This window comes from Ensifer sp. ENS09 (assembly GCF_014852425.1).
Taxonomy (GTDB): domain Bacteria; phylum Pseudomonadota; class Alphaproteobacteria; order Rhizobiales; family Rhizobiaceae; genus Ensifer.
In genome coordinates this window covers 215375-236580 of record NZ_JACVBP010000007.1, presented here as the reverse complement: position 1 = coordinate 236580, position 21206 = coordinate 215375, and the positions used below count along the sequence as shown (strand labels likewise).

Here is a 21206-nt window from a genome sequence, read left to right as displayed (position 1 = left end):
TCTTCACTGGATAGTGGCTTAGCGGTTGCGCGCGGCTAGCGTGCGCAGGCGCAGCGCGTTGAGCTTGATGAAGCCGGCGGCATCCTTCTGGTCGTAGGCGCCCTGGTCGTCCTCGAAGGTGACGAGCTTGTCGGAGTAGAGCGACTTGTCGCTCTCGCGGCCGATGACCATGACGTTGCCCTTGTAAAGCTTCAGCGTCACTTCGCCTTCGACATGTTCCTGGCTCTTGTCGATCGCCGCCTGTAACATTTCGCGCTCCGGCGAGAACCAGAAGCCGTAATAGATCAGCTCGGCGTAGCGCGGCATCAGCTCGTCCTTGAGGTGGGCAGCACCCCGGTCGAGCGTGATGCTCTCGATTGCGCGGTGCGCGGAGAGCAGGATGGTGCCGCCGGGGGTCTCGTAGACACCGCGCGACTTCATGCCGACGAAGCGGTTCTCGACGAGGTCGAGGCGGCCGATACCGTTGTCGCGGCCGTATTCGTTGAGCTTGGCAAGCAGGCTTGCCGGCGACAGGCGTATGCCGTTGATCGAGACGGCGTCCCCGCGCTCGAAGCCGATCTTGATGACGGTCGCCTGATCCGGAGCGGCTTCCGGCGAGATCGTGCGCATGTGCACGTATTCAGGGGCTTCCAGTGCCGGGTCTTCGAGAACCTTGCCCTCGGAGGAGGAGTGCAGCAGGTTGGCGTCGACGGAGAACGGCGCTTCGCCCTTCTTGTCCTTGGCAACCGGGATCTGGTGCTTTTCGGCGAATTCGAGCAGGTCGGTGCGGCTCTTGAACGACCAGTCGCGCCACGGCGCGATGATCTTGATGTCCGGGTTCAGCGCATAGGCGGAAAGCTCGAAGCGAACCTGGTCGTTGCCCTTGCCGGTCGCGCCATGGGCGATCGCGTCGGCGCCGGTCTTCTTGGCGATATCGATCAGGTGCTTGGAGATCAGCGGGCGGGCGATCGAGGTGCCGAGCAGGTAGACGCCCTCATAGACGGCGTTGGCGCGGAACATCGGGAAGACGAAATCCTTGACGAACTCCTCGCGGACGTCCTCGATGTAGATCTCCTTGATGCCGAGCATCTCGGCCTTCTTGCGGGCCGGCTCGAGCTCTTCGCCCTGGCCGAGGTCGGCGGTGAAGGTGACGACTTCCGCGCCGAGTTCGGTCTGCAGCCACTTCAGGATGATCGAGGTGTCGAGACCGCCCGAATAGGCGAGAACGACCTTTTTCACGTCTTTATGCGATGCCATGGTTTCCGTCCGTCTGGTCTTGGGGAGGGCGGCGATGCCGCGTGCAAATCTGCGGCACTTTAGCCAGAACCTGCGGCGATACAAGCGCTAGAACGCTTGACGATGCGAATCCGCTGGCAAAAGCGCAGGCGCAGGATTACTGGAGGCGACCCCCGTGCCGAGGAAACGACGATGGACTTCATTCCCAGCCTGCCGACCCTCCTGACCTTTGCCGCTGCGACGCTGCTTCTGGCGGCCACACCCGGCCCGGACATGACGCTTTCGATCAGCCGGGCACTCGCCCAGGGCAAGAAGGCCGCGTTCTTCGTCGTGCTCGGCACCAGCTTCGGCATCGTCGTGCATACGCTGCTCGTCGCGTTCGGCATCTCGGCGCTGATCACCGCTTCGCCGACCGCCTTTGCCATCCTCAAGACCGGCGGTGCCGCCTATCTGCTGTGGCTTGCCATCCAGGCGATCCGCTTCGGCTCCAGCATTTCGGTGCAGAAGGTCGAGCCGACGGAAGACAAGGCGCTTGCCAACATCTCGGCTGGATTCTGGGTGAACCTGTTGAACCCCAAGGTCATCATCTTCTTCATGACCTTCCTGCCGCAGTTCGTCAGCGCCGACGATCCCTCGGTCACCGGCAAGCTTCTGTTCTTCGGCGCGTTCTTCATCACCATCGGCATGCCGGTGAACATGCTGGTCGTCTTCACTGCCGACTGGCTTGCCTCCTGGCTGCAGCGCAACAGGGGCGTGATGCGGGCACTGGACTTCAGCTTCGCCGGCGTCTTCTCGGTGTTCGCGGTGAAGATCTTCATGACGACGGCGCGGTAAACAAAAAGCCCGGACATCGTGGATGCCCGGGCCTTGTTCTGGAGGCGTCTTCCGTACTCAGCCGATGAGCAGTGCGTCGTCGTCGAGCGTCTGGCCGCGGATGCGGCGGAACATGGCGATCAGGTCCTCGACCTGCAGTTCCTTGCGGCTGTCGCCGGCGACGTCGAGCACGATCTCGCCACCGTGCAGCATGATGGTGCGGTGGCCGTAGTCGAGCGCCTGGCGCATCGAGTGGGTCACCATCATCGTCGTCAGCTTGCGCTCGGAAACGATCTTCTGCGTCAGGTTCATCACGAACTCGGCCATGCCCGGGTCGAGCGCTGCCGTATGCTCGTCGAGCAGCAGCACTTCGGAGCCGGCGAGCGTCGCCATGACCAGCGAGACCGCCTGGCGCTGACCACCGGACAACAGATCCATGCGGTCGCCCATGCGGTTTTCAAGGCCGAGGTTGAGTTCGGCGATGCGCTCGCGGAAATGTTCGCGGCGCTTCGGGCCGAGCGCGGCCGCGAGGCCACGCGCCTCGCCACGCTTGGCGGCAAGCGCCAGGTTTTCCTCGATCGACAGCGCGCCGCAGCTGCCGGTCAGCGGATCCTGGAAGACGCGGGCGACGAGGCCGGCGCGGGCGGCGGTGCCCTTGCGGCTGACGTCGGTCTTGCCGATCATCACCTGGCCGGCACTCGGCAGCACGTCGCCGGCGAGCACGCCGAGCAGCGTCGACTTGCCGGCGCCGTTGGAGCCGATGACGGTGACGAACGAGCCTTGCTCGATCGTCAGGCTGACGCCGTTCAGCGCCTGCTTCTGCAGCGGCGTGCCTTTGCCGAAGATGACCTGGATGTTGTTGACGCTGATCATGCCGCACCTCCACGACGCAGGCGGGGAAGGACGAGGGCGAAGGTGACGAGGGCTGCGGTGACAAAGTTGAGGTCGGAAGCCTGCAGCCCGAGCATGTCGGTCGACAGCGCCAGCTGGATGGCGATGCGGTAGAGGATCGAGCCGAGCACGCAGCCGATGAGCGCAATCAGGATGCCGCGGGCACCGAGAAGCGTCTCACCGATGATAACGGCTGCGAGGCCGACGACGATGGTGCCGACGCCCGAGGTGACGTCGGCGAAACCGTTGGTCTGGGCAAACAGTGCGCCGCCGAAGGCGACGAGCGCGTTGGAGATCGCCATGCCGAGATAGATCTGGCGGTTGGTGTCGACACCCTGTGCGCGGGCCATGCGGGCATTGGCGCCGGTGGCGCGCATCGCAAGGCCGGCATCGCTCTCAAGGAAGCGCCAGACGATGATGACGGCGACGACGACGAGCACGCCGATAAACAGCGGCCGGACGTAGAAATCGCGTAAGCCGAGGCCGTAGAAGGGCGAGAGCATCGTGTCGGCGTTGATCAGCGCGACGTTCGGCTTGCCCATGACGCGCAGGTTCACCGAGAACAGCGCGATCATCGTCAGGATCGAGGCGAGCAGGTTGAGGATCTTGAAGCGCACGTTGAGCATCGCCGTGACGATACCGGCAGCGGCACCCGCCACCATGGCGACACAGGCCGCAAGCCACGGGTTGACGCCAGCGATGATCAGCACGGCGGTGACGGCTGCCCCCAGCGGAAAGGATCCGTCGACAGTCAGGTCGGGGAAATCGAGCACCCGGAATGCGAGAAAGACGCCAAGGGCGACGAAGGCGTAGACCAGCCCCAGTTCCACGGCTCCCCAGAAAGCGATTAGACTCAACCCCAGACCCTCTTTTTACATGTCGCGCGTGGTTGTCGTTATGGGCGCGACGCTCCCGCTTGGCACATGGGGCCCAAGGCCGGCGCATGTGCGGCTCAGAACTTTCGGAGCGGCCCCGCGATCCAAAGGATCAGGCCCCTCATAGCGAACCGCCCCCGTATGGAACGGAGGCGGGCAAAACGCAACAAACTTGAACCTGAAAAGGTCGAAAGCGTTATTCAACGACGCGGGTTGCGCGCTTTACGACACTTTCCGGAAGGGTGACGCCCATTTTCTCGCCGGCCTTCTTGTTGATCACCAGGTCGGAACCCGCAGCAACCTTGACGCCGATATCACCCGGGTTTTCGCCCTTGAGGATGCGAACGACGATTTCGCCGGTCTGCTTGCCGACATCGTAGTAGTTGAAGCCGAGGGCTGCGAGAGAGCCGCGGGCAACGGAATCCGTGTCGGCGGTGAAGAGCGGCAGCTTGGCTTCCTCGGCTACGGCTACGGCACCTTCAAGCGCGGAGATGATCGTGTTGTCGGTCGGTACGTAGATCGCATCGGCGCGGCCGACGAGAGCGCGGGCAGCACCCTGGACTTCAGCCGACTTGGTCGCGGCGGACTCGACGACGGTCAGGCCCGCCTTTTCGGCTTCGGTCTTCAGCACCGCGAGCAGCGAAACGGAGTTGGCTTCGCCGGAATTGTAGAGGTAGCCGATCGACTTGGCGTTCGGCAGGATTTCCTTGATCAGGGCGACGTGCTCGGCAACCGGCGACATGTCGGAGAGGCCGGTGACGTTGCCGCCGGGCTTGTCCATGTCCTTGACCAGCTGCGCGCCGACCGGGTCGGACACGGCTGTGAAGACGACCGGGATATCACGGGTCGAGGAGACGACCGCCTGTGCCGACGGCGTGGAGATCGGAACGATCACGTTCGGGGCTTCGCCTGCGAACTGACGGGCGATCTGGGCAGCAGTCGCCGGGTTGCCCTGGGCCGACTCGTAGAGGAATTTGAGGTTCTCGCCTTCCTTGTAACCGGCGGCGGCCAGCGCATCCTTCACGCCGTCGCGGGCGGCATCGAGCGCCGGATGCTCGACGATCGCGGTCACGGCGACGGTCACCTCATCGGCACGGGCGGGCAGAGTGAATGCCACCGTGGCGGCAAGGGCGATGAGAAGTGAGCGCATGGGTTGTCCTCCTGAATTGATTTCCCGCTTTCTTAGGAAACCGGGGACATGAAATCAATCGATAGGATCTGCATCACCCATCAAAGTTCTTCATCGATGGGTGATGGCAGTGCGGAGGAACCGCCAGCAGGCGCTACGGCTCAATCTTCGCCGTGGTTGGCGATCATCATCGCCTCGAAGGCGAGGCGGTCGACCTTGCGCATGCGTTCCGATTCCGACTTCAACTGGCCGCAGGCGGCGAGGATGTCGCGGCCGCGGGGCGTGCGGATCGGCGAAGCGTAGCCGGCCTGGTTGATGAAGTCGGCGAACTTCTCGATGTGCTCCCAGTCGGAACACTGATAGTTGGTGCCCGGCCAGGGGTTGAAGGGGATGAGGTTTATCTTCGCCGGCACGCCCTTGAGCAGCTTCACCAGTTGCTTGGCGTCTTCCAGGCTGTCGTTGACGTCCTTCAGCATCACATATTCGAAGGTGATGCGACGAGCGTTGGAAAGTCCCGGATAGGCGCGGCAGGCGTCCATCAGCTCCTTCAGCGGATACTTCTTATTGATCGGCACCAGCATGTCGCGCAGGTCGTCGCGCACGGCATGGAGCGAGATCGCCAGCATGACGCCGATTTCCTCGCCGGTGCGGTAGATCTCCGGCACGATGCCGGAGGTCGAAAGGGTGATGCGGCGCTTGGAAAGCGACAGGCCTTCGCCGTCGGAGGCAATCAGAAGCGCGGTCTTGACGTGCTCGAAATTGTAGAGCGGTTCACCCATGCCCATCATCACGATGTTGGTGATCTTGCGGCCTTCGGCCGGCACGATTGCGCCCTGCGGCGTATCGCGCTCGGGGAAATCGCCGAGCCGGTCGCGGGCAAGCAGCAACTGCGCGAGGATTTCCTCGGCCGTCAGGTTGCGTACCAGCTTCTGCGTGCCAGTATGACAGAAGGAACAGGTGAGCGTGCAGCCGACCTGGCTCGAAATGCAGAGCGTGCCGCGGCCTTCCTCGGGAATGTAGACGGTCTCGATCTCGACGGGACGGCCGGCGCCGCGGGCCGGGAAGCGCAGCAGCCACTTGCGGGTGCCGTCACCGGAAATCTGCTCTTCGACGATCTCGGGGCGCGCGATGGTGAAATGCTGCTTCAGCATCTCGCGCATGTCCTTCGACACGTTCGTCATATGGTCGAAGTCGGAGACGCCGCGCACATAGAGCCAATGCCAGAGCTGGCTGACGCGCATCTTGACCTGGCGCTCCGGCACGCCCTTTTCGACCAGCGCCTTAGCCATGTCCTCGCGCAGCAGGCCGATCAGCGACGGCTTTTCCGCCTGCGGTGCCGTGCGCACCTGCGTCGCCCCAGCGATTTCCACCCGGTTCAGAATTTCAGTGGCTGCCATGCTCATGATGTCCTGTCATACGGCGTGAGGCCGTCCGGAGAGCGGGTCCGGAAATCGTCCTGATGCGCGAATTGAAATCGGTCGAGCCATCGAAAGCGGCCAATCGGGGCGCGGAGGCTCTCAAGTTGGGCCGGGCTTTAGCATTGTTTTGGCCCGGAGTCACGCGGCAGGGTCCGTGAACGCAAAAGGCCGGCTTTGCAGCCGGCCCTTTGCGTGTGACGTGTCGTCCCGTGATTACTTGCAGGCCTCGATCTGCTTCAGCGCAGCGGAGATGCCCGAGAGCGAGTAGGAGTAGGAGGTTGCCGTTCCCTTGCGCGACTTGGCGTTGACCGACATGGCCTTGCCGTTCTTCATCGCGGCGACGAGCGCCGGCTCTTCGGCAGCGTTTTCGACCCAGGCGGAGTTGCCCTTGGTGAACATCACGAAGGTGCGGCCGTCGATGACGACGTTGACCTTGGAGTTCTCCTGCAGCGGATAACCCATCATCGCCTGCGGTTCGTAGCTGATGTTCTGGCCGGGGCGCTGGGAAACGAGGAAGAAGATGTCGCCATGGTCGACGCCGGCCGGGCTCTTTTCCTTCGGAACCGAGAGGACGTAGCAGACCTTGCCGCCGCCGGCGTTGTAGGAATAGGCGCCCCAGGCGTTGAACTGCTGGATGCGCGTCGGAGACTGGGCGGCAGCCATGCTGGCGGTCGCCAGAACGAGTGCGATTGCGGTTGCGATCTTTCTTACAAACATGAGGTCCTGCCGCTTTTCTTGCTCTTCGATCACCCGAAACAGGTTAGACGGGCGACGCGTAGTCATCATTTGAATTTGTTTTGACTTAATTCAGGTTACCAAACCGTCAACGATGGCCGAAAACCTCGGCTTTTAGCCCCGAAACGGCGCGGTTTGCCCCGTTGCGCAATGCTTTCCGACCGCCGCTTCGCATCTTCGCCGAACCGGGTTCGATGCCGAATGCGCCTTGCCTCGGAATGCCGTTCCGGAAGGTTTCCTGCCCCAAGCCAATCTTTGACGTCAGCCGCGCCAAATCGCGCGGCCGGCGTCATTTGCATGTGTATGCCACAAAGAATTGGGCAAGAGTTTGACTTTTGGGCGGGAATGGGGCGCCACAACCGGACAGCCGTGCGTCCGACGTCAGGTCTCCGGTGTATCGGCCAGCGTCTCGTCGGCCTTGGTATAGTGCGTTTCCTTGATCTGCCCGCTGATCGCAGCAAAGGCCGCGGTCAAGACGGCCACGTCGTCGGAGAAGCCGACGACGGCCAGCACGTCGGGGATGATATCGATCGGCAGCACGAAGTATGCGAGGGCGGCAAGCAGGATGCCGCGGGTCCGCGTCGGCGTCTTCGGATCGATGGCGCAGTAGTAGGCGGCGACCAGGTCGCGGCTGAAGGGGATCTGCCGGGCAGCCCTTCGAAAGGTGGGCCAGAAGCGGCGCTTCACGCGCTTTTCCCGCCGCTCCTGCTCGGATTCTTCGCCCGGCAAGAGAATTTCACCGATCTTGATGTCGTCCATCGTCCCGCTTCCGCTGTTGCAGCGCTTCACAATATGGGGATTGGCTGTTCTATTTCAAATGATCGGGCATGCGGCCGGCCGCTGCCTTGTCCATGCGTGCAGCCAGCTTGAAGTCGAGTTCGCTCAATCCGCCGGCGTCATGGGTCGTCAGCGTCACGTCGACGCGATTGTAGACGTTGAACCATTCCGGGTGATGGTTGAGCTTCTCGGCGACGATCGCGCATTCCGTCATGAAGCCGAAGGCTTCGACGAAGTTCTTGAAGCGGAACGCCTTCCAGATCGAGTTGCCGTCTTCGGCCCGCACCCAGCCTTCCATCTTGTGCAGGTTGTCGGCAATCGCTGCCTCGTCCAGTTTCTCCGCTGCCATCGCTCTCTTCCTCCCATCCGCCTGTTCGAAGGCCGAGCTGTCGCGTATAAGCGTCCACTGTCTCCAGCCTTCGAATCTGAATAGCATGAAACCGGTCAGAGTTCTTTTCGTTTGTCTCGGCAACATCTGCCGGTCGCCGCTTGCCGAGGGCGTGTTGCGCGCCTTGGCGGAGCAAAAGGGATTGGCGTTCGCGTTGGAGGTCGATTCGGCGGGAACCGGCGCCTGGCATATCGGCGATCCGCCGGACCGGCGATCAATCCAGGCGGCAAGGCGTCACGGCATCGATATTTCCACGCTGCGCGGACGCCAGGTGGCGGCGGCAGATTTCAGGGATTTCGACCTCATCCTCGGCATGGACGAGAACAATGTCCGCACGCTGAAAAGGCTCGCGCCTGCGGGCACGGCGCACAAGGCGCATCTCTTCCTCGACTATGCGTCAGGCGAGAGCCGGGACGTGCCGGATCCCTACTACGACGGGCCGGAAGCCTTCGAGGCGCTTTACCAGATGCTTGAGGCCGGATGTTCGTCGTTACTCGAAAGGTTCGGCGAACGCACCTCGTGAAGCGGGAAGACCTCTTCCGTCAGGTAGGGGCCGCCGCCGACCGAATCCCGCGACGAGAGCAGCACGAAGCGGGAAACGTTGAAGAGCGAGGTCATGAAGTTGCCGCGCCCGGAGAGGTACTCGACCACGTCTTCGACACGGCTGGAGCGCAGCCGGGCGAGCGTCACGTGCGGGGTGAACTTGCGCGGGTCAGGCCCCAGTCCGAGCCTCTGGCAGATGCGCTCGATTTCGGCCTGCAGCGCATACATTTCCGGATGATTGGTGACGCCGGCCCAGACCGAATGCGGCTTCTTCGAGCCGAAGGCGCCGGTGCCGGTCAGTTGCAGCTGGAATTCGGGACGTTCGATGCGATCGAGCTTGTCGATGATCTCGTCGGCGGTGCGCCAATCGACGTCACCGATGAAGCGCAGTGTGATGTGGTAGTTCTCCACATCGATCCAGCGAGCTCCGGGAAGACCTCCGCGCAGCAATGAAAGACTCATTGCAGCATTGCGCGGAATTTCGAGGGCGGTGAATAGTCTCGGCATGGCGAGCTCCCCGAATCTCTTGCAGATGTCTTAGCGAATCACGCATCGCATCTGCACGCAACTGGTATTTGACGCTTCAGAATATTAACGTTGCCTTAACTGTGGACGATGTCATCACTCCGTCTTGTTCAGCGTTGCCAGAAACCGCTCGACGACGGGCAGGGCCTTCTCGACCATGACGCCGACGCCGTCTCCATTGGGATGCATGCCGTCTTCGAGCTTGAGCTTGGCCTCCGTCACCACGCCGTCGAGAAAGAACGGATAGAGTTCCAGCCCATATTTTTTGGCGAGTTCCGGATAGATCGGGTTGAAGCGGGCGGCGTAGTCGGCGCCCATGTTCGGCGGCGCCATCATGCCGGCGAGCAGCACGGCGATGCCGCGGTCCTTCAGCCGGGTGATCATCGCCTCGATGTTCTTGCGGGTCTCTTCAGGCGCGATGCCGCGCAGCGCGTCGTTGGCGCCAAGCTCGAGGATCACGCCCTTGGTGCCATCCGGCACCGACCAGTCGATGCGGGCAAGACCGCCGGAACTCGTGTCGCCGGAAACGCCGGCGTTCGCGATCGTCACGTCGAAGCCCTTTTCCTTCAGCGCCTTTTCGAGCCGGGCCGGGAAGGCGTCCTCCGGCGGGAGCTGATAACCCGCCATCAGGCTGTCGCCGAACCCGATGAGGCTGATCGTCTCGGCGCGTGCGGTGCATGATAACGCAAATGTCATCATCAGTGCCAAGAAAACCCGTTGAAATCCTTTTAATGCCATGGGCCTTTTCCTAAATCCCGAATGCCGTTTCTGTTCCCCACTTCGTTTCATATAGGGTTGTTTCGCTTGGCCAGCACCATCATCGAACTTAAAAACGCGGATCTGACGCTGGGCGAGGCGGCCGCCTCGGTGCATGTGCTGAAAGGCATGAGCCTGACGATTGATGCCGGGGAATCCGTCGGCATCGTCGGCCCGTCCGGTTCGGGCAAGTCGACTTTGCTGATGGTGCTTGCCGGGCTCGAGCGGCTGGATCGCGGCGAGATCGTTATCGACGGCACGCCGCTGCACCGGCTCGACGAGGACCGGGTCGCGGACTTTCGCGGACGCAACATCGGCATCGTCTTCCAGTCCTTCCACCTCATTCCCAACATGACGGCGCTCGAAAACGTCGCCGTGCCGCTTGAGCTTGCCAACGTTCCGGACGCCTTCGAGATTGCGCGCAAGGAGCTTGTCGCCGTCGGCCTCGGCGAGCGGCTCAGCCACTATCCGGGCCAGCTCTCGGGCGGCGAGCAGCAGCGCGTTGCGATCGCACGGGCGCTTGCGCCCTCGCCGAAGCTTCTGATCGCCGACGAACCGACCGGTAACCTCGACGCCGAAACCGGACGGCAGATCGCCGATCTGCTTTTCGCCGAACAGCGTGACCGTGGCATGACACTTGTGCTCGTGACCCATGACGCCGCCCTTGCCGACCGTTGCGCGCGGCAGGTGCGGGTGCGCTCGGGCGAGATCGTTGCCAGCGGCGCGGCGGACCCCGTGGCGGTGGCGCCGGTCCAGCAGGCGGCCTCCGCATGATCGGCGCGCCTTCGGTACGGCTGAGGCCGCTGCTTGCCCTCAGGCTGGCGCTGCGTGAAATGCGCGGCGGGCTCAAGGGCTTCTACATCTTCCTCGCCTGTATTGCGCTCGGGACCGCGGCGATTGCCGGCGTCAACTCGCTATCGCAATCGATCACCGCGACGATCGCCTCGCAAGGGCAGGAACTGCTCGCCGGCGATATCCGCTTCGAGCTCAACAATCGTGTCGCAACGGCCGAAGAGCGCGCTTATCTCGATGGCCTTGGAACCGTTGCGGTTTCCGCTGGCCTCAGATCGATGGCGCGGTTGCCGGATGGCTCCAACCAGGCCCTGGTGGAACTGAAGGCCGTCGATGCGGCCTATCCGCTCTACGGCACGCTGGAAAGCGCACCCGACCGGCCGCTACCCGACCTCATCGCCCGCGACGGCGACGTCTTCGGTGCGGTCGTGGCGCCTCTGCTGCTCGACCGCCTGGACGTCAAGGTCGGAGACGAAATCCTTCTCGGCAACGCCCGTGTCCGGATCGCCGGCACGATCACGCGCGAGCCCGACGCGCTTTCCGACGGTTTTGGCTTCGCGCCGCGCATGATGGTTTCAGAAGAAGCCCTGGCGGCGACGGGACTGGTGCAGACCGGAAGCCTCGTTGAGCACACATACAAGGTGAAGCTTGCCGACCCGGCAGGGGTCGCCACCGTTCGCACCGAGGCGGAGAAAAGCCAGCCGGCCGCCGGCTGGTCGATCCGCACCAGCGGCAACGCAGCACCGGCGCTGACGGCCAACATCACCCGCTTCTCGCAGTTCCTGACGCTTGTCGGCCTGACGGCGCTGATCGTCGGCGGCGTCGGCGTCGCCAATGCGGTGCGCGCCTATCTCGATGCCAAACGCAGCGTGATCGCGACCTTCAAATGCCTGGGCGCGCCTGCCGCCTTGGTGGCGATGATCTATCTCGCACAGATCCTGATGATCGCGCTGATCGGCATCGTCATCGGGCTCGTGCTCGGGGCTCTGATCCCCTTTGTCGCAGCGCAATTCCTGGCCGACCTGCTGCCGATTTCGACCGCTTTCCATCTCTATCCGGGCGCGCTTGGGCTTGCCGCTCTGTTCGGTGTGCTGACGGCGCTGACCTTCGCCATCCTGCCGCTCGGCCGGGCGCGCGCCATTCCGGCGACGGCGCTCTTCCGCCAGCAGGGCTTCGATCCCTCGGGCTTTCCGGCATGGCCCTATCTGCTCGGTGCCGTCGCGTGTCTGGCCGCGCTTGCGGGCCTGGCGATCTTTACGGCCTACGACCGCTACATCTCGCTCGTCTTCCTCGGCGCAATCGCCTTCGCCTTCATCGTGCTCAGGGCCGTTGCTCTTGCGATCGCCTGGCTGGCGCGCCGCAGCCCGCGGGTCAATTCGCCGGCTCTCAGGCTGGCGATCGGCAACATTCACCGTCCGGGTGCGCTGACCTCCTCGGTGGTGCTGTCGCTCGGCCTCGGGCTTGCGCTGCTCGTGACGCTGGCGCTGATCGACGGCAATCTGCGCCGCGAACTCACCGGAAGCATGGCGGAGCGCGCGCCGAACTTCTTCTTCGTCGATATCCAGGGCAGCGAGATCGAAGGTTTCCGCTCGGTGCTGAACCAGGCGATCCCGAGGGGCAAGGTCATCGAGGTGCCGATGCTGCGCGGCCGCATCACCGCCTTCAACGGCGAGGACGTGAACGGCCGCAACGTGCCGCCCGCAGGCCAATGGGTGCTGCGCGGCGACCGAGGCATCACGTACGCCAAGAACAAGCCGGAGAACTCGACGCTGTCCGAGGGCACCTGGTGGCCGGCCGACTACAGCGGCGAACCCCTGGTTTCCTTTTCGTCCGAGGAGGCCGGCGAACTCGGCCTGAAGATCGGCGATACGGTCACGGTCAACGTGCTCGGCCGCAACATCACCGCCAAGATTGCCAACTTCCGCAATGTCGAGTGGGAATCGCTGTCGATCAACTTCGTCATGGTGTTCTCGCCGAATACCTTTGCCGGCGCACCGCATGCCTGGCTGGCGACGGTGATCGATCCGTCGGCGACGCCGGAAGAGGAGGCGGCGGTTCTGAAGGCCGTCACCAATGCCTATCCGACGATCACCAGCGTGCGGGTGAAGGACGCTCTCGACATTGTGAATGGTCTGCTCGGGCAGCTGGCAACGGCGATCCGGGCGGCGGCCGCCGTGGCGCTGGTCGCTTCCGTGCTGGTACTGGCCGGCGCGCTTGCTGCCGGCAACCGGGCGCGCGTCCATGACGCGGTCGTTCTGAAGACGCTGGGGGCAACGCGGGTGACGCTCATCAAGGCGTTCAGCTACGAATACGCGATCCTCGGTCTTGCAACCGCCGTTTTTGCGCTGTTTGCCGGCGGTATCGCCGCCTGGTTCGTCGTCAGCCGCATCATGACGCTGCCATCGAGCTTCCTGCCCGACGTGGCGATCGTGACGGTTGTGGCGGCGCTGGTGATGACGGTCGGCATCGGACTTGCCGGTACATGGCGCATTCTCGGGCAGAAGGCGGCGCCGGTCCTGCGCGAACTTTGACCGGGCCGAGTTAACCGTAAATCCCTATTGCACCGGACTGAATCGGTCCGGTGAAACGGAATCCGGGAGTGCCGGGTCTTGTGTGCAGCGGGTTTCGGCATCATATTTGTCCACAGGCATGCTGGAGCTCCGCAGCGGCGCCTGGGCGTGGAAGCTCATCTTCCAGGGCGATACTCGCCGCCCGACACCGTAACATCCACCGGAGCTTGAATGAGGAAACAATGGCTGATCTGAGAAATTACCAAACCCGAATGTCGCCCGCCGGCGCTCAGGCGGGTGCCGTGATTGACGAAGGCCTTCGCGCATACATGCTGAAGGTCTACAACCTGATGGCGCTTGGTCTGGCGATCACTGGCGTCGCGGCCTACCTGGCCTTTCAGATGGCGTTTTCGGATGGCCAGCTGACTGCCTTCGGTGCTGCGATCTACACGAGCCCGCTGAAGTGGGTGGTGATGCTGGCGCCGCTGGGACTCGTGTTCTTCATGAGCTTCCGCATCAATAGCATGAGCGTTTCTGCCGCGCAGACGACGTTCTGGATCTATGCCGCCCTGATGGGCCTGTCGCTGTCGTCGATCTTCGTGATCTACACCGGCCAGAGCATCGTTCAGACGTTCTTCGTGACCGCCGCTTCGTTCGGCGCCCTGTCGCTTTACGGCTACACCACGAAGAAGGACCTGTCCGGCATGGGTTCGTTCCTGATTATGGGTCTGTTCGGCGTCATCATCGCGTCTATCGTCAACATCTTCCTCGGCTCTTCGGCGCTCGCCTTCGCGATCAGCGTGATCGGCGTGCTGATCTTCGCAGGCCTCACCGCCTACGACACGCAGAAGATCAAGGAAATGTACTTTGAAGCCGATGACAGCACCGTTGCCGGCCGCAAGGCGATCATGGGCGCGCTGACGCTCTACCTCGACTTCATCAACCTGTTCATGTTCCTGCTCCAGTTCATGGGCAACCGGAACAACTAAGTCTGAACAGCAGACGGAAAAGGCGGCTTCGGCCGCCTTTTTTGTTTCTTGAAGCAGCTTGAAAGCGTCCGGGCTCCGTGGGAGTGAAAGGACGACGAAACCTTGGGATCAAGTCTAAAGCCATGTCCCTGACCCTGCGCGACGCCACCCTGGCCGATCTTCCCGTCATCACCGAGATCTATCGCGAATCCGTGTTGCACGGCGTTGCGACCTACGAGATCAACCCGCCATCCGAAAAGGAGATGCGGGCCCGGTTCGAAACGATCATCGGCAACGGCTACCCTTATATGGTCGCGGTAGACGAGGGCGGGACGATCATAGGCTATGCCTACGCATCCGGTTTCCGCACGCGCACGGCCTATCGTTTCCTGGTCGAGGATTCCATCTACCTGGCGCCGGAAGCCCGCGGCAAGGGCGCCGGCAAGGCGCTGCTGGTCGAACTCGTCCGGCGTTGCACGGAGCTCGGCTTCCGCCAGATGGTCGCGGTGATCGGTGGTGCCCATCCAGCCTCGATCGCCGTACATCGGTCGCTCGGCTTCGAACTGCAGGGCACGATGAAAGCGACCGGCTTCAAGCACGGCCGCTGGCTCGACACGACGATCATGCAACTCGCGCTTGGCGAGGGACAGGCGACCGACCCGCCGGAAGACGTCTATCCGGACACGCTCTACCAGTGATCGTCGCTTGCTGAAGGGTCTCGGTCGGCGAAGTGCGCTCGCAGCGCGGTAGCCAAATCGGGCCGTTTCCACCTGTGACGTCGGCGTGCGTCCTGATGGCACCCTTTCCCGGGTGGTCAGGTTTCCACCAGCCTCAGCACCTTGTCGAACACCTTGAGCACCTGGGCGAGCTCGTGGCCGCGTTTCAGGATCGTGCCGTGAATGTTCAGCACGCTATAGGCGCCCTGTTTCGCGGCCAGTTTCGGGTTCTTCTCGATCCGGTAGAGCGGCATTTCGCCCGAACGCTTGAACACCGAGAAGACCGCGCGGTCCCTCAAGTGGTCGATGGCGTAGTCCCGCCACTCGCCTTCGCCGACCATGCGGCCGTAGACCCACAGGATCTGGTCCAGTTCGCGGCGATGGAAAGTGATGGGGGGAGCGTTCTTGGCGTTCTTGTATTCGTGAAGATCGACGACCACTTCGGAAGTGGTCTCGCGCTGATGGCGCGCCTCGCCTTGCGGCAAATCCGGCTCATCGGTCATCGGCAATCCGGCCTTCTGTTGTGACAGAACGATTACAGTGTGCCTGACACGAGCCGAAAAGCAAGCCGGAAGCCATGGGACGGTGAGGTCATTTCTTGCCTCTGCCCCATTTCAGTCAAACCGGCGCCCCAATTCATCGCAAAACTCGCGGGCGCTGACGGACAGAGTCGTTGCCACCGTATGTCCGGTCAGATCGTCATGCTGCGGGAGTTCACCGAACGCAGTTATGGCCGGTTCGGTCCGGTAACTTCGAACCCTCAGCCCCAGCCCCTCGATGCTGCCGGGCCGAACCAACCCCTTGCGCTTCGCCGTCCCTACAATTTGCCCTGAGGGCCGGCGAGCACGGCCGCAGCGCCGATGATGGCGCCCGGCGTTTCCTTGTCCTTCATCGATTGCAGCAGGATCGCGCAGCCGCTGTTTCCGGGGCGCTCGGTCAGCACCGTCGCCGGCAGCGTGAAGGTCGCAGGCTGGCCGTCCCACATGCCGATCGTCTGAATGTCACGCACCGCATGCCAATAGGGGACTTCCTTGCCGCTGTTTTCCCCCTTTTCCATCTTCACGATCTTGGCGCGATCGAAATAGACGACGACGACATTGGCCTTGCCGATACCGCTGCCGACGGTGATCTGGATTTCTTCACCAAGGATCTTGGCGTCGACGGGAACGGCAAGCCCCTTGCCTTCCGCCTTCATCGTTTCCAGCCGCGTCTTGATTGCCTGCAGGTTGCCGCCGTTCAAATGGTCGCGGCCATTCAGGATCGCCTGCGGCGTGTAGACGCCGTTGCGACCGAGCATGCGCGCATAGGCATATTGCCGCTCGGTGTTTTCCTTCGATGCCAGCGTGTCGGCCCAGCCGAGATAGTTCCAGTAGTCGACGTGATAGGCGAGCGCCACCACATCGCCTTCGTCGACCAGCGACTTCAGCGCCGCATCCGCCGGCGGACAGGACGAGCAGCCCTGGCTGGTGAACAGTTCGACAACGCCCTTGACCGCCTGTTTCTCCTGCGCCCCGACGGGGGTAGTGGCGGCTGCGAGCAGCCCGAGAGCCAGCGCAACAGGACGAATGAAAGAACGGTCTGCGGATGTCATGGCGTCACTTCGTTACCGGCCGTCGGCCTACTCCTTGTGGGGGAGTTCACTACATACGACGCCCCTGCATCAACGGGAAGTCACGTTGGAGTGAGGTGGCAAGTGAGTGCGATCCAGCAGCCGGATCGCGGCAGTTGCACCTCAAAGAAAGAGCCGGGGCGCCTGTCGGCGTCCCGGCTCCAGAGCCTTGTCTGCGCTCGCGCGATTAAGCGGCGAGGTCGCGCAGAACCGTCTGCAGGATGCCGCCGTTGTTGACGTAGGTCACTTCATCGAGCGTATCGATACGGCAGACCAGCGGCACGTCCTTCACGCTGCCGTCGCCATAGGTGACCTTTGCAACGCGCTTTTCGCGCGGCTGTACGTTGGCGAGGTTTTCGATGGTGACGATCTCATCGCCCTTGAGGCCCAGCGATTCCCAGGTCGTGCCTTCCTCGAAGACGAAGGGAATGACGCCCATACCGACGAGGTTCGAGCGGTGGATACGCTCGAAGGACTGCGCGATGACGGCCTTGACGCCGAGCAGGTTGGTGCCCTTGGCAGCCCAGTCGCGCGACGAGCCGTTGCCGTATTCGACGCCGGCGAAGATGACGAGCGGAACGCCCTCTTCCTTGTACTGCATGGCGGCGTCGTAGATCGACATCTCTTCCTTCGACGGATAGTGGATGGTGTAGCCACCTTCCTTGCCGTTCGGGCCGAGCATGTGGTTGCGGATGCGGATGTTGGCAAACGTGCCGCGCATCATCACCTCATGGTTGCCACGACGCGTACCGTACTGGTTGAAGTCGGCAACGCCGACGCCATGACCGATGAGGTAGGCACCAGCCGGCGAGGCAGCCTTGATCGAACCGGCCGGCGAGATGTGGTCGGTGGTGATCTTGTCGCCGAAGAGACCAAGCACGCGGGCGCCCTTGATGTCGGAGATGCCCGAACCGGACTTGCCCATGCCGACGAAGTAGGGCGGGTTCTGGACGTAGGTCGAACCATCGTCCCAGGCGTAGGTCTGGCCCGGAGGAACCTGAACGGCCTGCCAGTTTTCGTCGCCCTTGAACACGTCGGCGTACTTGGTCGCGTAGAGTTCGCGGGTGACGTACTTGAAGATGAACTCCTGGATTTCCTTGGAGGTCGGCCAGATGTCCTTGAGGAAGACCGGCTTGCCGTCCTTGTCTTCGCCGAGCGGCTCGCTGGTCAGGTCCTTCTGGACGGAACCTGCAAGCGCGTAGGCGACGACGAGCGGCGGCGAGGCGAGGTAGTTCGCCTGGACGTCCGGCGAGATACGGCCTTCGAAGTTACGGTTGCCCGAGAGAACGCCGGCGGCGATCAGGCCCTTGTCGTTGATCGTCTTCGAGATCGGCGCCGGCAGTGGGCCGGAGTTGCCGATGCAGGTCGTGCAGCCGAAGCCGACGAGGTTGAAGCCGAGCGCGTCGAGGTCCTTCTGCAGGCCGGACTTGGCGAGGTATTCGCCGACGACCTGCGATCCCGGTGCGAGCGAGGTCTTGACCCACGGCTTGGACTTCAGGCCCTTGGCGACCGCGTTGCGGGCGAGAAGGCCGGCAGCGATCAGGACCGACGGGTTGGAGGTGTTGGTGCACGACGTGATCGCAGCGATGGCAACGTCGCCATGGCCGAGATCGAAATCGGTGCCTTCGACGGCGTAGCGGTTCGAAAGCTGGCCCGGCTTCTTGTAGTCGCCTTCAAGTGCGGTGGCGAAGCCCGAGGCGATGTTTTCGAGCGGGATGCGGCCTTCCGGACGCTTAGGACCAGCCATGGCCGGAACGACGTCGCCGAGGTCGAGTTCGAGCGTGTCGGTGAAGACGAGCTCGGAACCGTCACCGTCGCGCCACATGCCCTGCGCCTTGGAATAGGCTTCGACGAGAGCGATGCGGCTCTCTTCGCGGCCGGACATGGTGAGGTAGTTGATGGTTTCGCTGTCGACCGGGAAGAAGCCGCAGGTCGCGCCGTATTCCGGGCCCATGTTGCCGATGGTGGCGCGGTCGGCGAGCGTCATGTTGTCGAGGCCGGGGCCGAAGAATTCGACGAACTTCGAGACAACGCCCTTCTTGCGCAGCATCTGGACGACCATGAGCACGAGGTCGGTCGCGGTAACGCCTTCCTTGAGCTTGCCGGTCAGCTTGAAGCCGATGACCTCGGGCAGAAGCATGGAGACCGGCTGGCCGAGCATCGCGGCTTCCGCCTCGATACCGCCGACGCCCCAGCCGAGAACGCCGAGACCGTTGATCATGGTGGTGTGGCTGTCGGTGCCGACGCAGGTATCCGGGTAGGCGGTGATCTCGCCATCTTCTTCACGGGTCCAGACGGTCTGGCCCAGATACTCCAGATTGACCTGGTGACAGATGCCGGTGCCCGGAGGCACGACGCGGAAGTTCTTGAATGCCTGCTGGCCCCACTTCAGGAAGCGGTAGCGCTCGCCGTTGCGCTCGTATTCGAGCTCGACGTTGCGGGCAAAGGCGTTCGGCGTGCCGAATTCGTCGACGATGACCGAGTGGTCGATGACGAGGTCGACGGGAACGAGCGGGTTGATCTTCTCCGGGTCGCCGCCGAGCGAGACCATGGCATCGCGCATCGCTGCGAGGTCGACGACTGCCGGAACGCCGGTGAAGTCCTGCATCAGCACGCGGGCCGGACGGTAGGCGATCTCGTTTTCAGCCGTGCCCTTGTCGTTGAGCCAGGCGGCAATGTTCTCGATGTCCTTCTTGGTGACGGAGCGGCCATCTTCGTTGCGCAGCAGGTTCTCGAGCAGAACCTTCATCGAGTAGGGAAGCTTGGATACGCCGGCGAGACCGTTCGCCTCAGCCTTGGGCAGGCTGTAATAGACGTAGTCCACACCGTTGACGGTGAGCGTGGAGCGACAATTGAAGCTATCTAGGGACTTGGACACTGGATAATACCCCGTTCCGTCTGATCGCCAAAAACTGACGTACGAACGCCCGAGCGCCTGTGAAGCGCGAATTGGGATGCGGGTGCGGCCATTTCCGCTGTCCGTACGTGGAAAATCATTCCATGTTCGGCGCTAGGATGAAATTCACGCCGACCGCTGGCGTGTTGGCCGCCTTATAGATAATTTCTCCAAAACGTGCCAGAGCAACGAAGGTCGAAAGGGGACTTTTTTTGCCCTGCGACAAAGAGAGTGAAGGAAGCTGATAGTTCATGCGCCTCATGGCTGAAGGGTTGAGCGCGAAGCGCGGTGAGGATCTGATTTTTAACGATATTTCCTTTGTTCTCGGCGCCTTCGAAGCCCTTGTCGTGACAGGCCCGAACGGGTCGGGAAAGTCGACTTTGCTGCGGGTTCTGGCGGGGTTGTTGAGGCCCGAAAGCGGGCATCTGAAACTTGAGAATGCCCCCCCGGAAATAGCCCATCCATCCGAGATCAGCCACTATCTCGGACACCGCAACGCGATGAAGCGCGAACTGACCGTCGCGGAAAATCTCTCCTTCTGGCGGGACTTCATGGGTGATTCACCAGGGGGGAAGGGCGCGACGCTCACCGAGGCCGTCGAAGCGGTCGGCTTGCCGGATATCGCTCATCTGCCCTTCGGCTATCTCTCGGCCGGACAGCAGCGGCGCATGGCGATGGCGAAGCTGCTCATTGCCTATCGGCCGATCTGGATCCTCGACGAGCCGACAGCAGCCCTTGACGCCGGCGCCGACCGGCTGTTTGCCGACCTGGTGAAGGCGCATCTTGGCAAGGGCGGCATCGTCATTGCGGCGACCCACCAGCCGCTCGGGCTCGACCGCACGAAGGAACTGCACATGACGGGGTTCGAGCATCTGGCGGGAGACCACTGGCATGATGCATAGGGACGCGATGCCTGGACGCCCATTGCCGGAAAACGCGCCCGTGCCCAGCCGGACACTGCCGCTATGATCGCGCTCTTCTTCCGCGATCTCAAGCTGTCGATCCGCGCCGGCGGCGGGGCGATGATCGGCGTGCTCTTTTTCATGACGGTGGTGGCGGTCATTCCCTTCGGCGTCGGTCCGGACCTGAACCTGCTTTCGCGCATCGGACCCGCCATTCTCTGGATTGGGGCGCTGCTCGCCTCGCTGCTCGGACTCGACCGGCTGTTCCAGGCCGAGCGCGACGATGGCTCGCTCGACCTGATGCTGATGCAGGAAACGCCGCTGCTTGCCACCGTCTTCGTCAAATGCGCGGCCCATTGGGCGGCGACCGGCCTGCCGCTGGTGATTGCCTCGCCACTGCTCGGGCTCTTCATGAACATGAGCGAGATCGCCATCGGCGCCACCATGCTGACGCTTCTGATCGGCACGCCGGCGATCACCTTCATCGGCGCAGTGGGTGCGGCCGTTGCCGTGTCGCTGCCCCGTGGGGGCCTGCTGGTATCGATCCTGGTGCTGCCGCTGGCGATCCCGGTGCTGATCTTCGGCGTCAGCGCCGTCTATGCGGCGATCGAGGATCCGGCGCCGTTCCTGCCGCCCTTGATGATCCTTGCGGCGATCACCCTGTTCTTCGCCGTCATCGGCCCGGTCGCCGCCGCTGCCGCCCTTCGGCACGCGTCCGATTGACGCAATCGCGCCAGAACGGGCGAAA

General features: G+C 63.0%; 22 protein-coding genes. 8 read left to right on the top strand and 14 right to left on the bottom strand.

Annotation, left to right across the window (positions count from 1 at the left end; genetic code table 11):
• Positions 1–18 precede the first annotated feature (18 nt).
• On the bottom strand, positions 19–1236 hold the full coding sequence (locus IB267_RS29990) for an argininosuccinate synthase (RefSeq protein ID WP_192451053.1): 1218 nt from the start codon (positions 1234–1236) through the stop codon (positions 19–21).
• Between the two features lie 171 nt (positions 1237–1407).
• On the opposite strand from IB267_RS29990, the gene IB267_RS29985 reads away from it, so the two are divergent.
• Positions 1408–2049: a LysE family translocator gene (locus tag IB267_RS29985; protein WP_192451052.1), complete on the top strand. Its 642-nt coding sequence runs from the start codon at positions 1408–1410 to the stop codon at positions 2047–2049.
• A gap of 57 nt (positions 2050–2106) precedes the next feature.
• Here the strand turns inward: IB267_RS29985 and IB267_RS29980 are convergent, their stop codons facing one another.
• From IB267_RS29980 to IB267_RS29950, 7 genes are all read right to left on the bottom strand, one after another.
• Complete coding sequence (locus tag IB267_RS29980) at positions 2107–2901, bottom strand: ABC transporter ATP-binding protein (RefSeq protein WP_192451051.1); 795 nt, start codon at positions 2899–2901, stop codon at positions 2107–2109.
• The gene (locus IB267_RS29975; RefSeq protein ID WP_043622284.1) at positions 2898–3776 is read right to left on the bottom strand and encodes an ABC transporter permease; all 879 of its coding nucleotides are present in this window, start codon (positions 3774–3776) and stop codon (positions 2898–2900) included. Before IB267_RS29975 ends, IB267_RS29980 begins: the two co-directional genes overlap by 4 nt.
• A gap of 214 nt (positions 3777–3990) precedes the next feature.
• Positions 3991–4944, bottom strand: a complete 954-nt coding sequence (locus tag IB267_RS29970) for an ABC transporter substrate-binding protein (protein WP_192451050.1) — start codon at positions 4942–4944, stop codon at positions 3991–3993.
• A 140-nt stretch (positions 4945–5084) separates the two neighbouring features.
• Positions 5085–6320 (bottom strand): 23S rRNA (adenine(2503)-C(2))-methyltransferase RlmN, encoded by a 1236-nt coding sequence (rlmN, locus tag IB267_RS29965; protein ID WP_192451049.1) that lies wholly within the window; start codon positions 6318–6320, stop codon positions 5085–5087.
• Between the two features lie 234 nt (positions 6321–6554).
• Positions 6555–7058 (bottom strand): invasion associated locus B family protein, encoded by a 504-nt coding sequence (locus tag IB267_RS29960; protein WP_192451048.1) that lies wholly within the window; start codon positions 7056–7058, stop codon positions 6555–6557.
• A 399-nt stretch (positions 7059–7457) separates the two neighbouring features.
• Positions 7458–7835: a YkvA family protein gene (locus IB267_RS29955; RefSeq protein ID WP_192451047.1), complete on the bottom strand. Its 378-nt coding sequence runs from the start codon at positions 7833–7835 to the stop codon at positions 7458–7460.
• A 49-nt stretch (positions 7836–7884) separates the two neighbouring features.
• On the bottom strand, positions 7885–8202 hold the full coding sequence (locus tag IB267_RS29950; RefSeq protein ID WP_043622291.1) for a 4a-hydroxytetrahydrobiopterin dehydratase: 318 nt from the start codon (positions 8200–8202) through the stop codon (positions 7885–7887).
• A gap of 85 nt (positions 8203–8287) precedes the next feature.
• Between IB267_RS29950 and IB267_RS29945 the strand changes: the two genes are divergently transcribed.
• Positions 8288–8764 carry a low molecular weight protein-tyrosine-phosphatase gene (locus IB267_RS29945; RefSeq protein ID WP_192451046.1) on the top strand — a complete coding sequence of 159 codons (477 nt, stop codon included), beginning with the start codon at positions 8288–8290 and terminating at the stop codon, positions 8762–8764.
• Here IB267_RS29945 and thpR read toward each other — a convergent pair.
• Both thpR and IB267_RS29935 read right to left on the bottom strand, forming a co-directional pair.
• The gene (thpR, locus tag IB267_RS29940) at positions 8701–9291 is read right to left on the bottom strand and encodes an RNA 2',3'-cyclic phosphodiesterase (RefSeq protein ID WP_043622298.1); all 591 of its coding nucleotides are present in this window, start codon (positions 9289–9291) and stop codon (positions 8701–8703) included. The genes IB267_RS29945 and thpR overlap by 64 nt on opposite strands.
• Positions 9292–9405: 114 nt before the next feature.
• The gene (locus tag IB267_RS29935; protein ID WP_051659632.1) at positions 9406–10047 is read right to left on the bottom strand and encodes an arylesterase; all 642 of its coding nucleotides are present in this window, start codon (positions 10045–10047) and stop codon (positions 9406–9408) included.
• A gap of 66 nt (positions 10048–10113) precedes the next feature.
• Between IB267_RS29935 and IB267_RS29930 the strand changes: the two genes are divergently transcribed.
• The 4 genes from IB267_RS29930 to IB267_RS29915 all read left to right on the top strand — a co-directional run bounded on the left by IB267_RS29930 (position 10114) and on the right by IB267_RS29915 (position 15033).
• Positions 10114–10839 (top strand): ABC transporter ATP-binding protein, encoded by a 726-nt coding sequence (locus IB267_RS29930; protein WP_192451045.1) that lies wholly within the window; start codon positions 10114–10116, stop codon positions 10837–10839.
• Positions 10836–13388: an ABC transporter permease gene (locus IB267_RS29925; protein WP_192451044.1), complete on the top strand. Its 2553-nt coding sequence runs from the start codon at positions 10836–10838 to the stop codon at positions 13386–13388. Before IB267_RS29930 ends, IB267_RS29925 begins: the two co-directional genes overlap by 4 nt.
• A 221-nt stretch (positions 13389–13609) precedes the next feature.
• A complete protein-coding gene (locus tag IB267_RS29920; RefSeq protein ID WP_192451043.1) occupies positions 13610–14356 on the top strand; it encodes a Bax inhibitor-1/YccA family protein in 747 nt (248 codons plus the stop codon).
• A gap of 122 nt (positions 14357–14478) precedes the next feature.
• A complete protein-coding gene (locus tag IB267_RS29915) occupies positions 14479–15033 on the top strand; it encodes a GNAT family N-acetyltransferase (RefSeq protein WP_192451042.1) in 555 nt (184 codons plus the stop codon).
• Positions 15034–15149: 116 nt separating this feature from the next.
• On the opposite strand, the gene IB267_RS29910 is transcribed toward IB267_RS29915, so the two are convergent.
• From IB267_RS29910 to IB267_RS29895, 4 genes are all read right to left on the bottom strand, one after another.
• A complete protein-coding gene (locus tag IB267_RS29910; RefSeq protein WP_034802844.1) occupies positions 15150–15554 on the bottom strand; it encodes a DUF2794 domain-containing protein in 405 nt (134 codons plus the stop codon).
• A gap of 314 nt (positions 15555–15868) precedes the next feature.
• Complete coding sequence (locus IB267_RS29905) at positions 15869–16642, bottom strand: thioredoxin family protein (protein WP_192451041.1); 774 nt, start codon at positions 16640–16642, stop codon at positions 15869–15871.
• A gap of 205 nt (positions 16643–16847) precedes the next feature.
• Positions 16848–19538 carry an aconitate hydratase AcnA gene (acnA, locus tag IB267_RS29900; RefSeq protein WP_192451040.1) on the bottom strand — a complete coding sequence of 897 codons (2691 nt, stop codon included), beginning with the start codon at positions 19536–19538 and terminating at the stop codon, positions 16848–16850.
• A 115-nt stretch (positions 19539–19653) separates the two neighbouring features.
• A complete protein-coding gene (locus IB267_RS29895; RefSeq protein ID WP_192451039.1) occupies positions 19654–19809 on the bottom strand; it encodes a hypothetical protein in 156 nt (51 codons plus the stop codon).
• On the opposite strand from IB267_RS29895, the gene ccmA reads away from it, so the two are divergent.
• Together ccmA and ccmB are read left to right on the top strand one after the other, a co-directional pair.
• Entirely contained in the window at positions 19808–20458 is a 651-nt protein-coding gene (gene ccmA, locus IB267_RS29890; RefSeq protein ID WP_192451038.1) for a heme ABC exporter ATP-binding protein CcmA, read from the top strand. The two genes, IB267_RS29895 and ccmA, sit on opposite strands and share 2 nt — an antisense overlap.
• 63 nt (positions 20459–20521) lie before the next feature.
• A complete protein-coding gene (ccmB, locus tag IB267_RS29885) occupies positions 20522–21181 on the top strand; it encodes a heme exporter protein CcmB (RefSeq protein WP_192451037.1) in 660 nt (219 codons plus the stop codon).
• The last annotated feature ends 25 nt before the right edge of the window (positions 21182–21206 follow it).

What these genes read in the sequence shown, in the direction of transcription:
- IB267_RS29990 (WP_192451053.1), bottom strand. Translation starts at nt 1,236, where the DNA reads ATGGCATCGCATAAAGACGTGAAAAAGGTCGTTCTCGCCTATTCGGGC.
- IB267_RS29950 (WP_043622291.1), bottom strand. Translation starts at nt 8,202, where the DNA reads ATGGCAGCGGAGAAACTGGACGAGGCAGCGATTGCCGACAACCTGCAC.
- IB267_RS29955 (WP_192451047.1), bottom strand. Translation starts at nt 7,835, where the DNA reads ATGGACGACATCAAGATCGGTGAAATTCTCTTGCCGGGCGAAGAATCC.
- ccmB (WP_192451037.1), top strand. Translation starts at nt 20,522, where the DNA reads ATGATCGCGCTCTTCTTCCGCGATCTCAAGCTGTCGATCCGCGCCGGC.
- IB267_RS29915 (WP_192451042.1), top strand. Translation starts at nt 14,479, where the DNA reads ATGTCCCTGACCCTGCGCGACGCCACCCTGGCCGATCTTCCCGTCATC.
- thpR (WP_043622298.1), bottom strand. Translation starts at nt 9,291, where the DNA reads ATGCCGAGACTATTCACCGCCCTCGAAATTCCGCGCAATGCTGCAATG.
- IB267_RS29925 (WP_192451044.1), top strand. Translation starts at nt 10,836, where the DNA reads ATGATCGGCGCGCCTTCGGTACGGCTGAGGCCGCTGCTTGCCCTCAGG.
- IB267_RS29945 (WP_192451046.1), top strand. Translation starts at nt 8,288, where the DNA reads ATGAAACCGGTCAGAGTTCTTTTCGTTTGTCTCGGCAACATCTGCCGG.
- IB267_RS29980 (WP_192451051.1), bottom strand. Translation starts at nt 2,901, where the DNA reads ATGATCAGCGTCAACAACATCCAGGTCATCTTCGGCAAAGGCACGCCG.
- ccmA (WP_192451038.1), top strand. Translation starts at nt 19,808, where the DNA reads ATGCGCCTCATGGCTGAAGGGTTGAGCGCGAAGCGCGGTGAGGATCTG.
- IB267_RS29960 (WP_192451048.1), bottom strand. Translation starts at nt 7,058, where the DNA reads ATGTTTGTAAGAAAGATCGCAACCGCAATCGCACTCGTTCTGGCGACC.
- IB267_RS29920 (WP_192451043.1), top strand. Translation starts at nt 13,610, where the DNA reads ATGGCTGATCTGAGAAATTACCAAACCCGAATGTCGCCCGCCGGCGCT.
- IB267_RS29970 (WP_192451050.1), bottom strand. Translation starts at nt 4,944, where the DNA reads ATGCGCTCACTTCTCATCGCCCTTGCCGCCACGGTGGCATTCACTCTG.
- IB267_RS29935 (WP_051659632.1), bottom strand. Translation starts at nt 10,047, where the DNA reads ATGGCATTAAAAGGATTTCAACGGGTTTTCTTGGCACTGATGATGACA.
- IB267_RS29985 (WP_192451052.1), top strand. Translation starts at nt 1,408, where the DNA reads ATGGACTTCATTCCCAGCCTGCCGACCCTCCTGACCTTTGCCGCTGCG.
- IB267_RS29905 (WP_192451041.1), bottom strand. Translation starts at nt 16,642, where the DNA reads ATGACATCCGCAGACCGTTCTTTCATTCGTCCTGTTGCGCTGGCTCTC.
- rlmN (WP_192451049.1), bottom strand. Translation starts at nt 6,320, where the DNA reads ATGGCAGCCACTGAAATTCTGAACCGGGTGGAAATCGCTGGGGCGACG.
- IB267_RS29895 (WP_192451039.1), bottom strand. Translation starts at nt 19,809, where the DNA reads ATGAACTATCAGCTTCCTTCACTCTCTTTGTCGCAGGGCAAAAAAAGT.
- IB267_RS29910 (WP_034802844.1), bottom strand. Translation starts at nt 15,554, where the DNA reads ATGACCGATGAGCCGGATTTGCCGCAAGGCGAGGCGCGCCATCAGCGC.